At 65.2% G+C, this 13,330-nt stretch carries 15 protein-coding genes; 7 read left to right on the top strand and 8 right to left on the bottom strand.

Annotated elements, in window-relative coordinates; translation table 11 throughout:
* The first annotated feature begins 22 nt into the window (after nucleotides 1-22).
* The 3 genes from mbfA to SJY40_RS14680 all read left to right on the top strand — a co-directional run bounded on the left by mbfA (nucleotide 23) and on the right by SJY40_RS14680 (nucleotide 2,810).
* Nucleotides 23-988 carry an iron exporter MbfA gene (mbfA, locus tag SJY40_RS14690; RefSeq protein ID WP_378948038.1) on the top strand — a complete coding sequence of 322 codons (966 nt, stop codon included), beginning with the start codon at nucleotides 23-25 and terminating at the stop codon, nucleotides 986-988.
* 27 nt (nucleotides 989-1,015) lie between these two features.
* Nucleotides 1,016-1,939, top strand: a complete 924-nt coding sequence (locus SJY40_RS14685; RefSeq protein WP_378948035.1) for an AEC family transporter — start codon at nucleotides 1,016-1,018, stop codon at nucleotides 1,937-1,939.
* A gap of 70 nt (nucleotides 1,940-2,009) precedes the next feature.
* The gene (locus tag SJY40_RS14680) at nucleotides 2,010-2,810 is read left to right on the top strand and encodes a crotonase/enoyl-CoA hydratase family protein (RefSeq protein ID WP_378948032.1); all 801 of its coding nucleotides are present in this window, start codon (nucleotides 2,010-2,012) and stop codon (nucleotides 2,808-2,810) included.
* 102 nt (nucleotides 2,811-2,912) lie between these two features.
* Here the strand turns inward: SJY40_RS14680 and SJY40_RS14675 are convergent, their stop codons facing one another.
* From SJY40_RS14675 to dapD, 3 genes are all read right to left on the bottom strand, one after another.
* Entirely contained in the window at nucleotides 2,913-3,491 is a 579-nt protein-coding gene (locus SJY40_RS14675) for an exopolysaccharide biosynthesis protein (protein ID WP_378948029.1), read from the bottom strand.
* A 61-nt stretch (nucleotides 3,492-3,552) separates the two neighbouring features.
* Nucleotides 3,553-4,005, bottom strand: a complete 453-nt coding sequence (locus SJY40_RS14670) for a YaiI/YqxD family protein (protein ID WP_378948027.1) — start codon at nucleotides 4,003-4,005, stop codon at nucleotides 3,553-3,555.
* Between the two features lie 20 nt (nucleotides 4,006-4,025).
* Nucleotides 4,026-4,850: a 2,3,4,5-tetrahydropyridine-2,6-dicarboxylate N-succinyltransferase gene (gene dapD, locus SJY40_RS14665; RefSeq protein ID WP_378948482.1), complete on the bottom strand. Its 825-nt coding sequence runs from the start codon at nucleotides 4,848-4,850 to the stop codon at nucleotides 4,026-4,028.
* A gap of 103 nt (nucleotides 4,851-4,953) precedes the next feature.
* Between dapD and SJY40_RS14660 the strand changes: the two genes are divergently transcribed.
* On the top strand, nucleotides 4,954-5,787 hold the full coding sequence (locus tag SJY40_RS14660) for an LOG family protein (protein ID WP_378948024.1): 834 nt from the start codon (nucleotides 4,954-4,956) through the stop codon (nucleotides 5,785-5,787).
* Here the strand turns inward: SJY40_RS14660 and SJY40_RS14655 are convergent.
* A complete protein-coding gene (locus SJY40_RS14655; protein ID WP_378948021.1) occupies nucleotides 5,784-6,686 on the bottom strand; it encodes a hypothetical protein in 903 nt (300 codons plus the stop codon). The two genes, SJY40_RS14660 and SJY40_RS14655, sit on opposite strands and share 4 nt — an antisense overlap.
* A 60-nt stretch (nucleotides 6,687-6,746) precedes the next feature.
* Here SJY40_RS14655 and SJY40_RS14650 point away from each other — a divergent pair, with 60 nt between their 5' ends.
* Entirely contained in the window at nucleotides 6,747-7,238 is a 492-nt protein-coding gene (locus SJY40_RS14650) for a MarR family winged helix-turn-helix transcriptional regulator (protein ID WP_378948018.1), read from the top strand.
* On the opposite strand, the gene rlmN is transcribed toward SJY40_RS14650, so the two are convergent.
* Entirely contained in the window at nucleotides 7,239-8,411 is a 1,173-nt protein-coding gene (gene rlmN / locus SJY40_RS14645; RefSeq protein WP_378948015.1) for a 23S rRNA (adenine(2503)-C(2))-methyltransferase RlmN, read from the bottom strand. It lies immediately after the preceding gene.
* A 110-nt stretch (nucleotides 8,412-8,521) separates the two neighbouring features.
* Complete coding sequence (locus SJY40_RS14640) at nucleotides 8,522-9,043, bottom strand: invasion associated locus B family protein (protein ID WP_378948012.1); 522 nt, start codon at nucleotides 9,041-9,043, stop codon at nucleotides 8,522-8,524.
* A 153-nt stretch (nucleotides 9,044-9,196) separates the two neighbouring features.
* Between SJY40_RS14640 and SJY40_RS14635 the strand changes: the two genes are divergently transcribed.
* The gene (locus SJY40_RS14635; protein ID WP_378948009.1) at nucleotides 9,197-10,183 is read left to right on the top strand and encodes an asparaginase; all 987 of its coding nucleotides are present in this window, start codon (nucleotides 9,197-9,199) and stop codon (nucleotides 10,181-10,183) included.
* Between the two features lie 109 nt (nucleotides 10,184-10,292).
* On the opposite strand, the gene SJY40_RS14630 is transcribed toward SJY40_RS14635, so the two are convergent.
* Both SJY40_RS14630 and serB read right to left on the bottom strand, forming a co-directional pair.
* Nucleotides 10,293-11,051 (bottom strand): TSUP family transporter, encoded by a 759-nt coding sequence (locus SJY40_RS14630; protein WP_378948479.1) that lies wholly within the window; start codon nucleotides 11,049-11,051, stop codon nucleotides 10,293-10,295.
* 65 nt (nucleotides 11,052-11,116) lie between these two features.
* Entirely contained in the window at nucleotides 11,117-11,995 is an 879-nt protein-coding gene (gene serB, locus SJY40_RS14625; protein WP_378948006.1) for a phosphoserine phosphatase SerB, read from the bottom strand.
* A 131-nt stretch (nucleotides 11,996-12,126) separates the two neighbouring features.
* Here serB and SJY40_RS14620 point away from each other — a divergent pair, with 131 nt between their 5' ends.
* Complete coding sequence (locus tag SJY40_RS14620; protein WP_378948003.1) at nucleotides 12,127-13,272, top strand: phosphoserine transaminase; 1,146 nt, start codon at nucleotides 12,127-12,129, stop codon at nucleotides 13,270-13,272.
* The last annotated feature ends 58 nt before the right edge of the window (nucleotides 13,273-13,330 follow it).

Genomic DNA, 13,330 nt, shown 5'->3' with positions numbered 1-13,330 from the left:
CCGAGCGATGAACCTGTCCTTCATGTCCACCCGCAAGCGCCTGACCGATCTGTCCGAGCGCGAGATCCTGGCCCTGGCCATCGCCTCCGAGGAGGATGACGCCCGCATCTATCGCAGCTGGGCCGATTTCCTGCGGGCCGATTACCCCGCCACCGCCGCCGTCTTCGACGGCATGAGCGCGGAGGAGGACGGCCACCGTCGCCTGTTGATCGACACCTTTGTCAGCCGCTTCGGCGATGCGATCCCGGTGATCCGGCGCGAACATGTCGCGGGCTATTTCACCCGCCGCCCCGCATGGATGATGCAGAACCTGTCGCTGGAAACCATCCGCGCCGAGGCCGCCGGCATGGAACGCGACGCTGCCGACTTCTATGCCCGCGCCGCCCAGCAGAGCTTGGATGCAGGCACGCGCAAGCTGCTGGGCGATCTGGCCGCCGCCGAGCGCGGCCACGAAAACCGCGCCGCCGAGCTGACCGACCGGCATCTGGGCGACGACGCCCGCGCCGATGAGGATGCCGTCGCCCATCGTGATTTCGTGCTGACATGGGTGCAGCCGGGTCTGGCGGGGCTGATGGATGGCAGCGTGTCCACCCTTGCGCCGATCTTTGCGGTGGCCTTCGCCACGCAAGACCCTTGGACGACCTTTCTGGTCGGGCTGGCCGCAAGCATCGGCGCGGGCATCAGCATGGGCTTTACCGAGGCGGCATCCGATGACGGGGTCATTTCCGGTCGCGGATCGCCCTTCAAGCGCGGGTTGTCATCGGGGGTGATGACGGCGGTGGGCGGTCTGGGGCATGCGCTGCCCTATCTGATCCCCGATTTCTGGACCGCCACCACCATCGCCATCATGGTCGTCTTCGTCGAGCTGTGGGCCATCGCCTGGATCCAGAACCGCTGGATGCAGACCCCCTTCTGGCGGGCCACCTTGCAAGTGGTCGTGGGCGGTGGTCTGGTGCTGGCCGTAGGGGTGCTGATCGGTTCAGGCTGACGCACCCCTGACACGGGGGCCATTGAATTGATCGAGATTTTTCTGAAGACGCTGCCCTTTTTCGGGCTGATCGGACTTGGCTGGGCCGCCGCCGCATCGCGGTTCTTCCCGCCCGAGGCCGCCGCTTGGCTGACCAAATTCGTCTTCTATTTCGCGCTGTCGGCGATGCTGTTCCGCTTTGCGGCAGGGCTGGATCTGGCAGCGCTGTTCGACCTGCGTTTCGTGCTGGCCTATCTGGCGGGATCGACGCTGGTCTGGGGGATCGGCATGTCCGTGGCCCGCGCGCGCGGCCTGCCCCTGTCTGATGCCGCGATGGAGGCCCAATGCTGCATGACCGGCAATACCGGTTTCTTGGGCGTGCCGATGCTGGTGGTGCTGCTGGGCGAACGCGCCGTGGGGCCGGTGCTGATGGTGCTGACCATCGACATGCTGGTCTTTTCCACACTGATCACGCTGATCATCCATGGCGCACGACAAGGAGGACTGCGGGTGGCCGCGATCTTGCCGGTGCTGCGCGGAGTGGCGGCCAATCCGATGATCCTGTCGATGGTGGCGGGTCTGACATGGTCACTGCTGCATCTGCCGATGCCCGAACCGCTGGACGAATTCCTGACCATTCTGGGTCAGGCCGCCACCCCCGGCGCATTATTCGCCATCGGCGCCAGCCTTGCGGGACGGCAGTTGCGGCGGATGGCAGCCTCGGGGTGGCTGAGTGTCGCAAAACTGGTCTTGCATCCCCTGGCGGTCGGCATCGCCGCGTGGCTTCTGGCGGTCGAGCCCTTTGCCGCGGGCGTCATGATCGCCGCCGCGGCCCTGCCCGTGGCGGGCAACGTCTATATCCTGGCGCAGCATTTCGGGGTGGGCCAGCAGCGCGTGTCCGCGGCCATCCTGATCTCGACCGCCTTCAGCATCGTGACGATCCCCGTGGTGATCACGCTGATCGGGGGTTAGGCAGCCCTCTCGACCCCGGCGGGGTGGCAGGCTATCCCCGACATGTCACTTTGAGGGAGGAGACCCGAACATGCGCGGCATCGCGGATCTGAAACTGGAAAACATCCTGCTAAAGGTGGACGATGACCAGATCGCCACCGTCACGCTGAACCGTCCCGCCAAGCGCAATGCCTTGGATGCCGCCACGATCGAAGAGTTGATCGACATCTTCACCACCCTGCCCCGTGCAGGCGTGCGGGCGGCGATCCTGCGGTCGAACGGCGACCATTTCAGCGCCGGTCTGGATCTGGTGGAACATCACCGCGAAAACCGCAGCGCCAGCGATTTCATGCATCTGTGCCTGCGGTGGCACGAGGCGTTCAACAAGATGGAATATGGCGGCGTTCCGATCATCGCCGTGCTGAAGGGCGCGGTCGTGGGCGGCGGGCTGGAACTGGCCAGCGCGGCGCATATCCGCGTGGCGTCACCCGGCACCTATTTCGGCCTGCCCGAAGGCCAGCGTGGGCTGTTCACCGGCGGCGGCGCGACGATCCGCGTGGCCGATCTGATCGGCAAGGCGCGGATGATCGACATGATGCTGTCGGGGCGGCTTTACCGCGGGTCCGAGGCGGTCGATGTCGGCCTCTGCCAGTACTTGGTCGATGACGCCGAGGCGAAGGCGTGGGAGATCGCCCGCGCCGCCGCCAAGAACCCGCCGTTGTCGAACTTCGCCATCTGCTCGGCCATCAGCCACATGCAGAACATGAGCGCCTTCGATGCGGCCTATGCCGAATTGGTGGTGGCCGGTGTCGTGAACACCCAGGACGCCGCGCGTGAACGACTGGCGGCTTTCGCGACGGGATCCGCCGCCAAGATCAAACCAACCGACTGAGGGCAGGATCGCCGCGTCGTCGGCCATCGAGGCCGACGCCGCGGCGGCGCATGCGCCGGCCTCGATGGCCGGCTCATGCGCTCCCTCGCCACCGGTGCTGCGTCAGGCGATCAGGCGCGCCGCAGCCCAGCCCACACCGCCCAATGCCCCCAGCCCCAGCAGCGTGAACAGCCCGTCACGCGCCAGCATCCCGAAGGCAAAGAGGCAGACGACCACCCCCATCAGCGACGACGTGAAGGGCACCAGTTCCAAGAACGGCATCGTCAGACCGCACAGCAGGCAGATCAGCTGCGTCACCCAAAGAAACGGCCGATGGACAAGCAAGCGCAGCCGCTCCTTGGTGATGCGGTCCAGAAACCGCGCGGGTTTCTTCATCCAATCGGTCGCCTTGCGCACCCGCTGCGTGCGCAGATGCTTGCGCATCAGGAAATCCGGCAGCCAGATGTGATCGCGCTGGATCAGCATCTGCACCGCCACCAAGGCAATCGTCAGACCGCAGATCGACGAAAACAGCGGCACCCCTGACAGAGGCGACACGACCGCCAGCGCCGGGATCATCATGTTGGGCAGGAAGGACGTCTGACCAAGCGCCTGAACGATCTGCGCGACGCTGGTCTGATCGTCATCCGAGGCATGGCTGACCCGGTTGACCAGATCCGTGATGCTGATATGGTCGGTCATTGCTGCCTCGGTCTTGTTTGGGAATGTCGCGCGTCAACGCGGTGGCCCCCGCACGGTTTCCCTATCCGCGCAAAGCCTTGGTCAGTTCCCGATCCAGCGCTTGCAGGAACCGGGTGCGGTCGGCCTTGCCGAAGGCCGCGCCACCGCCCTGCATGAAAGGGTTTGATTCGCGCAGATCGGCCATCAGGTCGCGCGTGGCCAGCCGCCCGCCGATATTTGCGATGGTCAGCGGATCGCCGTCGTGGCGCAGGACGCGCGCGCCTGCCTTCAGGCAGCGGTCGGCCAGCGGCAGATCGCCCGTCACAACGACATCACCCGGCCCGCAATTCTCGGCGATCCAGATGTCGGCGACATCGGGGCCTTCGGGGACGATCTGCAGCGTGACAAGCGGGTTCTGCGACGGGCGCAGACCGCCGTTGCAGACCAGCACCATGGGAACGCGCAGCCTTGTGGCCACGCGTTCCGCCTCGGCCTTGACGGGGCAGGCATCGGCGTCGATGTAAAGCGTCGTCATATGCCTGTCCCCTTTCGCGATCAGTCGCGCAGCAGTTCGTTGACCGAGGTCTTGGACCGCGTCTGCGCGTCCACGCGCTTGACGATCACCGCGCAATACAGATGCACGCCGTTCTTCGAGGGCATCGACCCTGACACGACGACCGAACCCGCGGGCACTTCGCCATAGGTCACTTCGCCGGTTTCGCGATCGACGATCTTGGTGGACTGGCCGATATAGACGCCCATGCCCAGAACCGAACCTTCGCGGATGATGCAGCCCTCGACGACCTCGGAGCGGGCGCCGATGAAGCAGTTGTCCTCGATGATGGTCGGGCCTGCCTGCAGGGGCTCCAGCACGCCGCCGATGCCGACGCCGCCCGACAGGTGGACGTTCCGGCCGATCTGCGCGCAGCTGCCGACGGTGGCCCAGGTGTTGACCATCGTGCCTTCGCCCACATGGGCACCCAGGTTCACGAAGGACGGCATCAGGACCGCGTTCCGGCCGATGAAGGCGCTGCGGCGCACGATGGCGCCGGGAACGGCGCGGAAGCCCGCTTCGCGCCACTGGTTGTCGCCCCAGCCGTGGAATTTCGACGGCACCTTGTCCCACCAGTTGCTGCCCTGCGGGCCGCCCGACATTTCTTCCATGTCGTTCAGGCGGAAGGACAGCAGCACGGCCTTTTTCGCCCATTGGTTCACATGCCAGTCGTCGCCGCGCTTTTCGGCCACGCGCAATGCGCCGCTGTCCAACTGGGTCAGCGTCTGCTCGACCGCCTCGCGCACGGGTCCGGTGGTGGCATTGTTGATCTGGGCGCGGTTTTCCCACGCGGCTTCGATGGCGGTTTCCAGGGCTTGGGTCATGATGGCCTCTCTTGGATCGGGTGTGCGGGTGGAAAACGTCTTGGTCGGGCTATAAGCATCGGGGAAAGCCCGCGCAATCCGCGCGTGGCCGCAGATGAGGCCATGGATGACCGACACGCCCAAAGACGACCACGTTCACGCCCTTCCCCACAGCGATCAGGACGTGGCGCGGGCAAGGCGCACGCCCGACACGCCGCAGACCCGCGCGCCGTCCTATCGGCTGGCCTTCACCGATACCGACTTCATGCTGCGCGACGAATTGCGCCCCGTCCGCCTGCAGCTGGAGCTGCTGAAGCCGCAGATGATCATGGATGAACATGGCATCGAATTGACCGTGGTGATCTTTGGCGGCGCGCGCATTCCCGCCCCCGACCGCGCCGATCAGGCCCGCACGCCCGAATTGGCCGCGCTGTCGCAATATTACGAACAGGCCCGCGTCTTCGGCCAGAAGATGACCGAACGCAGCCTGGCCACTGGCGGGCGGAAATACGTCATCTGCACCGGTGGAGGCCCCGGCGTGATGGAGGCGGGCAACTTGGGCGCCGAACAGGCGGGCGGCGAATTGATCGGGCTGGGGATCGTTCTGCCGCATGAACAGGCCCCGAACGCGCATGTGACGCCGGACCTGTGCTTCAACTTCCATTACTTCGCGATCCGCAAGATGCACTTCCTGATGCGCGCCTGTGCGATCACGGTCTTTCCGGGTGGCTTTGGCACCTTCGACGAATTGTTCGAGACACTGACCCTGATCCAGACGGGCCGCATGGCCCGCGTCCCCGTCCTGCTGTTTGGCAAGTCCTTCTGGAAGGAGATCATCAATTGGAAGGCCTTGGCCCGCGCCGGCACCATCAGCGATGCCGATCTGGACTTGATCCACTATGTCGAGACCGCCGATGAGGCCATCGACATCATCGACAACTGGCCCGCCCCCGCAAGTTAAGCGGGTGCAGTCGCGGGGCGGCGACGCATCAGCATCATGACGACGCCCGCCCCGACCAGCACCCCTGCCAGCAGGAAGCCCTGCGGCAGCGGCTCAGCAAAGATCCACAGCGCGCCCGCAGCCCCGGTCAGGGCAGCGACCGGACCCAGCAGCGACAGCGTCACGGGCCCGCCAAGGCGCTGAAGCTGGAAGAAGGCGATGTACTGGATGACGAAGACCGCGATGTCAACGCCCAGCAGGTGGCGCAGCGTCGCCTGATCCCACAGCGCGGCGGGTGATCCGTTCATCAAGGCCGCCACCGGCACGCAAGCCAGCCCGCCCATCAGCAGCGTCAGCCCCGACAGCGTCAGCGGGCGCGCGCCTTTCGGCCAATAGCGGCTGCGGAAGATGTTGCCGCCCGCAATCACCACCGGCATCGCCGTCGCCGCCAACAGCCACAGCGTCGCATCCGATGGCAGCTGCGTCAGCTTCGAGGTCGCAATGATCAGACCGCCGACCAGCCCCAGCCCGACGGCCAGCGCACGACGGGGGTCGCGGGCCTCCAGCCCGATCAACCGCGCCAGCGCCCATGTCAGCAGGATCGGAAAGGCGAAGGTCATCGAGATATATCCCGCCCCCACATGCGACACCGCCAGATAGCCAAGCGCCGTCGGCCCCGCCAGCAGCGCCCCCGCCCCCAGCGCGAAGACCAGCATGTGCCGCATGTCCTGCCCCTGACCCAGCACCTGCGCCAGCACCAGCTGCGCCAGACCGCTGCCTGCCAGCACGGCAGCAAGGAACCAGATCATCGGCGCACCTGCATCGGATGCCATCCGCGAAATCAGGATGGTGACCGCCAGCGCGGCCCCCGCCGTCACCAGGCATCCCAGCATCACGATGCGCGCTTGCAGGTCGGTCATTGATATACCTCGTCCGTCGGGGGTAATGTCTTGATGGAAACTATCTTGATGGAAAGACATATGCCCGAAAAGGATCGCGCTGCCAAGGCCGCAGCATCATGGCGCCGCGAACGTCCCGATCTGGATGTCGAAGCGATGGAGATCATCGGCCGGCTGAACGAAGTATCGGCCCTGATCATGCGCGACCATCTGCAGCCGGGCTTCGACCAATTCGGTCTGCAAGCCGGGGAATTCGACGTGCTGGCCACGCTGCGCCGTGCGGGCGCACCCCACATTCTGACGCCGACCGCCCTCTACGAGGCGACGATGCTGAGTTCGGGGGGCATGACGGCGCGATTGGACCGCCTGCAGGCCCGCGACCTGATTCGTCGCGACCCCAACCCGGATGACCGGCGCGGCACGCTGGTGGCGCTGACGGATGCGGGGCTGGCGCTGATCGACGCGGCGATCGGGCCGCATGCGGAAAACGAAACCCGCCTGTTGTCGGCCTTGGACGCGGAAGACCGCGCGCAACTCAACCATTTGCTGGCCCGGCTGCGCGCGGCGCTTTGATCAGCCGGCGGCTTCGGCGGCGATTTCTGCGCGGGACTTGCGGCCACGCTCGGTCGCCGATTTCAGCTGACCGCAGGCGGCCATGATGTCCTCGCCGCGCGGGGTGCGGATCGGGCTGGCGTAACCGGCATTGTGGACGATATCCGCAAAGGCATGGATGCGGTTGTTGCTGGACCGCTTGTAGGGCGCACCCGGCCATTCGTTGAACGGGATCAGGTTGATCTTGGCGGGAATGCCGCGGATCAGTTCGACCAGACGGTGGGCGTCTTCGTCGGTGTCGTTCACGCCTGCCAGCATCACATATTCAAAGGTGATGCGTTCGCTGTTGGTCAGGCGCGGATATTCGCGCAGCGCGTTCAGCAGGGTCTCGATGTTCCAGCGCTTGTTGATCGGGACCAGCTTGTCGCGGACCTCATCGGTGGTGGCGTGGAAGCTGACGGCCAGCAGGCAGCCGATTTCCTGCGCGGTACGGGCAATTTCCGGCACGACGCCGCTGGTTGACAGGGTGATGCGACGGCGCGACAACGACAGGCCTTCATTGTCCATGACGATCTTCATCGCATCACGGACGTTTTCGAAGTTGTACAGCGGTTCGCCCATGCCCATCAGGACCATGTTGCTGATCAAGCGGGTTTCATCCTTGGGCGCGCCCTGGACCGGCCATTCGCCCAGATCGTCGCGGGCCAGCATCAGCTGACCGACGATTTCGCCCGGCGTCAGGTTGCGGACCAGCTTTTGCGTGCCGGTATGGCAGAAGGAGCAGGTCAGCGTGCAGCCGACCTGGCTGCTGACACAAAGCGTGCCGCGACCTTCTTCGGGGATATAGACCACCTCGACCTCATGGCCGCCGGCGATGCGGACCAGATACTTGCGCGTGCCATCGTTGCTGACCTGACGGGACACGATCTCGGGCAGGGTGATCTCGAACTTGTCGGTCAGAAGCTGGCGATAGTCCTTGGCAAGGTTCGTCATCTGCGCGAAATCGCGCACGCCCCAGTGATAGACCCACTGCCAGACCTGCCCGACGCGCATCTTGGCCTGACGTTCGGGAGTGCCTGCCGCGACCAAGGCGTCGTGCAACTGGTCACGGGTCAGACCGACGATATTCGTGCGGCCCGATTCGGGCAGCTTGCGGGGGATGGTCAGAACATCCTGCGTAATCGGGGCGGACATGACGATACCTGAGTTTGGGTGAAACGACGCAGATATGCCAAACGGGGCCGGAAATCAACCAGCCCCGCCTGTTTATGAAGTTCCCGGGGCATGTGCCCCGGTGCCGGCAATTACTTGCAGCGTTCGCGGGCGGTGTTCGTCGCGGCGGTGATGCCCGACAGGCTGAACGTGTCCTTGGTGGTCGTTCCGCGCGACGAACGCCCGGTCACGACAGCCGCCGATCCGGCGCGCAATGCGCTGATGATCGCCTGATCGTCCGAAGGGCTGCCCGTCCACGCGCTTTCGCCTTCGGTGAACAGGTTGAACTGGCGTCCGCCGATATCGACTTCGACCGTCGAATCGGGTGCGAAGGGATAGCCGCCGGTGAAGGAAAGCTCTCCGTCCTGGCCGGGGCGATAGGCCACGTACAGGCGGATATCACCGCGGGCCACTTCGGTCGGCTGACCGTCTTTGGTGTTGATCGTCGACTTGGGCGGGGACACGGCCCAGCATTCGCGGGGGTTGTCGGCGGCAAACACCGTCCAGTCACCCTCGGTCGCCACGACGTTGTTCGATTCCTGAGCCATCGCCGAACCAAGTCCGCCGATCAGGACAAGACTTGCGCCGATGCCGCGCAGCGTAGTTTTCATCATGCTCTGGCCTCCTGACATTCATTTCGCCACTTCGATCGGCGTTGTTCCCGATTGCTGTGGTCTTTTCAACCGTCTCTGGTCAGGATAGCGAAAATCGCGGCCCCCGAAAGGGTGCACGATGCAAATCGCGCAATTGTCAGGGAGAATTTGCGAATGCGGTCAGCAGACATGATCGAACTGTGGCGCGGTGGCCTGAGGGAAAGCCTGCACCGGGGCCACGCCGTCATCTGCGATACCCACGGATTGGTCGAGGCCTGGGGCCAGCCGACCCGGACCATCTTTCCGCGATCGTCGTGCAAGATGATCCAGGCGCTGCCCTTGGTGGAAAGCGGCGCGGCCGATGCTGCGGGGCTGACCGACCGTCAGCTGGCCCTGGCCTGCGCCAGCCATTCGGGTGCGGCCATGCATGTCGATGCCGTGCGCGACTGGACCCGTGCCCTTGGCCTGTCCGAAGGCGATCTGCGCTGTGGCACCCATATGCCCCGCGATCCTGACGAAAACCGGCGGCTGACCTGTTCGGACGAAAGCCCCTGCCAGTTTCACAACAACTGCTCGGGCAAGCATGCGGGCTTTCTGACGTTGAACCGGCATCTGGGCGGCGGCGCGGAATATGTCGATCCCGACCACCCCGTCCAGCAGGCCGTCAAAGCCGCCTTCGAAGATGTGACCGGCGAAACCAGCCCCGGTTACGGCATCGACGGCTGCTCGGCCCCGAACTGGGCCTGTTCGCTGGAAGGTCTGGCCCGCGCGATGGCGCGATTTGCCAATCCCGGCGACGACACCCGCGGTCGCGCCATGCGCCGCCTGACCGACGCGATGCGCAGCCATCCCGACATGGTGGCCGGTGCGGGCCGGTCCTGCACCCTGCTGATGGAGGCGATGGACAACAAGGTCACCGTCAAGACCGGGGCCGAGGGCGTCTTTGTCGCCATTTTGCCCGAACAGGGCCTGGGCATCGCGCTGAAGATCACCGATGGCGCCACCCGCGCCAGCGAAGCCGCGATCACCGCGCTGCTGATCCATCTGGGCGTGCTGGACGCTAAACATCCCGTCGCGGGCAAGCTGCTGAACAGCCCCATCGTCAACTGCCGCGGCATGGTCACCGGCGAGATGCGCACCGCCGCAGCCTTTCCAAACTGAGGCTGTCACGGAAACGACGCGAAAACATGGTCTGATGGGGACGCAAGGCCCCATCCTTGTCCCTGTCAAAGCCCCGGCGCCCTCTTGGCAGAGAGGGCGTCGTTTTCATTTACAGCATCTGCCAGATCAGCCGCAACGCCAGAATGGTCGAGGTCGCCACCAGCAGCGGCTTGATCAGCCGCGATCCGATCCGCGTGGCCAGTCGCGCCCCAAGCGCCGCCCCCGCGATCTGGGCGACACCCATGCAGATGCCCAGCCCCCACAGCGGATTGCCCACCAGCGCGAAGGCCGCCAAACCACCCAGGTTCGAGGCGAAGTTCAGCATCTTGGTATGCGCCGTCGCCTTCAAAACGCCGTATCCGGCCAGCGTCACGAAGCCGATCATGTAGAAGGCCCCCGCCCCCGGCCCGATCAACCCGTCGTAAAATCCGATCAGCGGCACGATGGTTACGGCAAAGACCAGCGGCGTCAGGCGACGGGTGCGGTCCAGATCGTTCAGCCCCGGCTTCAGCGCGAAGAACAGCGCGATGCCGATCAGCACCACCGGCAGAATCACCCGCAGCCCGTCGGTCGGCAGCCATGTCACCAGCCCCGCCCCGGCAGCCCCCGCCGCCCCTGCGATCAGCGCCGAACGCCACTGACTGCGCAGATCGACCAGCCCTTTGGCGGCATAGCTGATGGCGGCGGTCGCGGCGCCAAAGACGCCCTGAACCTTGTTCGTCGCCAGCGCCTGCGCAGGCGGGATGCCCGCCAGCATCAGCACGGGCACGGTGATCAGCCCGCCTCCGCCCGCGATGGCATCGACGAAACCGGCCGCGAAGGCCGCGCCGATCAGCAGGATCAGCAGATCAAGGCTCAGGTCCAGCATCATGCACCACGCTTGCGGGACGGGCGGCCAAGGCGCGCGCCCGTCGAATGTCGGTCGAAGTCGGCTCAGGCGGTGACGAAATCGGCCTGCGCATAGCCTTGCAGGTACAGCAGCGCCGTCAGATCGCCGTGATTGATGCGGATCTGCGCTTGGGCTGCCACCGCGGGCTTGGCATGAAGCGCGACACCCGACCCGGCCATCTGGATCATGCCCAGGTCGTTCGCCCCGTCTCCCACCGCCATCACGTCCTGCGCCGTCAGGCCGAATTGGTCGATGATCCGCTCCAGCGCCTCGACCTTGGCCTCGCGGCCCAGAACGGGCAGTGCGACATGGCCGGTCAGCACGCCGCCGTCGGCCAGCAATACGTTGGCGCGATGTTCGTCGAAGCCCAGCTGGGCCGCCACCGCCGTCGTGAAGGCTGTGAACCCGCCTGACACCAGCGCCGCATGTGCGCCATGCGCGCGCATCGTGGCAACCAGTTCCCGTCCACCCGAGGCCAGTGTGATGCGGCTTTCCAGCACCTGCTGGATGACGCCTTCGTCCAGCCCCGCCAGCAAAGACACCCGCTCGATCAGGGCTTCGTGGAAGTCCAATTCACCGTTCATGGCGCGGGCGGTGATGTCGGCGACACGGGGGCCGACGCCTGCGACATCGGCCAGTTCGTCGATGCATTCCTGATCGATCATGGTCGAATCCATGTCCGCCAGCAGGACCTTCTTGCGGCGGCCCTCGACGGGCTGAACGACCATGTCGATGCCGATGGCCTGCAGGTCGGACCAGACCTGATCGATGTCGGCGGGCGTCTGGGCGATGTCGAATTCTGCAGCGATATCAGTGCCCAGCCAGCGCGGTTCGGACCCGTTCCACCTTGCGGAAATTCCCTGTGGAAGATCGCCATCAAGGTTGGCGGCAGCAGGGGCGGCAATCAGCGAGACGGTGAACATGGCGCTTCCTTCGTTGGGCTGATCCGGGGTGTAGATCAAAGATTTTCCTTGCGCCAGAGATCAGCGAGCCCTAAGTCCGGCAGCGGGACACCCTTCCCCAACGAAGGGCTTTTAGCTGGAAGGCTAGTCACATGACCGAACTGAAGACCCCGGCGACGCGGCCGGCAAACCCGCGCTTTTCTTCTGGCCCTTGCGCCAAGATCCCCCAATACAATCTGGACATGCTTGCCGACGCGCCCCTGGGCCGTTCGCATCGCGCTGCTGTCGGCAAGTCGAAACTGGCCGAGGCCATCGACCTGACCCGCGACGTCCTGAACGTTCCCGCCGGTTACCGCATCGGCATCGTCCCCGGTTCCGACACCGGCGCGGTCGAGATGGCGATGTGGACCATGCTGGGTGAACGCCCCGTGGAAATGCTGGCCTGGGAAAGCTTTGGCGAAGGCTGGGTCACGGACGCCGTGAAACAGCTGAAGCTGGACGCCACCGTCCGCAAGGCCGATTACGGCCATATCGTCGATTTCGCCGAGGTCGATTTCAACAAAGACGTCGTCTTTACATGGAATGGCACCACCAGCGGTGTGCGCGTTCCCAATGGCGATGCGATCCCCTCCGACCGTCAGGGCCTGACCATTTGCGACGCCACCAGCGCCGCATTCGCTATGGACCTGCCGTGGGACAAGCTGGATGTCGTGACCTTCAGCTGGCAGAAAGTGCTGGGCGGTGAAGGCGCGCACGGGATGCTGATCCTGTCGCCCCGCGCGGTCGAGCGTCTGGAAAGCTTTACCCCCGACCGTCCCCTGCCCAAGATCTTCCGCCTGACCAAAGGTGGCAAGCTGATCGAAGGCATCTTCAAGGGCGAGACGATCAACACGCCTTCGATGCTGGCGGTCGAGGATTATCTGGTCGCGCTGAAATGGGCCCAAGGGCTTGGCGGCGTCTCGGGTCTGGTTGCCCGCGCCGATGCCAATGCCAAGGCCGTCCGCGATTTTATCGCCGACAAGGACTGGATCGCGGATCTGGCCGCAGATCCCACAACCGGATCGACGACCAGCGTCTGCCTTAAGTTCACCGATCCTGCCATCAAGGACGGCGCCGCATTTGCGAAGGCCGTGGCCAAGCGGTTGGACAAGGAAAACGTGGCGCTGGACGCCGGTGCCTATCGCGATGCGCCCGCCGGTCTGCGGATCTGGTGCGGCTCGACGGTCGAGACCAGCGACGTGGCAGCCCTGATGCCCTGGATCGAATGGGCCTATCGCGCCGAACTGGCCGCGCAATAAGCCGGACCGTCCGGGGGCCAGCCCCCGGACCCCCGGGGTATTTTTCCAACCAAGAAGC

It is taken from the genome of Paracoccus sp. R86501 (genome assembly GCF_042466435.1).
Classification (GTDB): domain Bacteria; phylum Pseudomonadota; class Alphaproteobacteria; order Rhodobacterales; family Rhodobacteraceae; genus Paracoccus.
The sequence above is the reverse complement of the archived record's forward strand: the minus strand, read 5'-3'. Positions and strand labels throughout refer to the sequence as shown.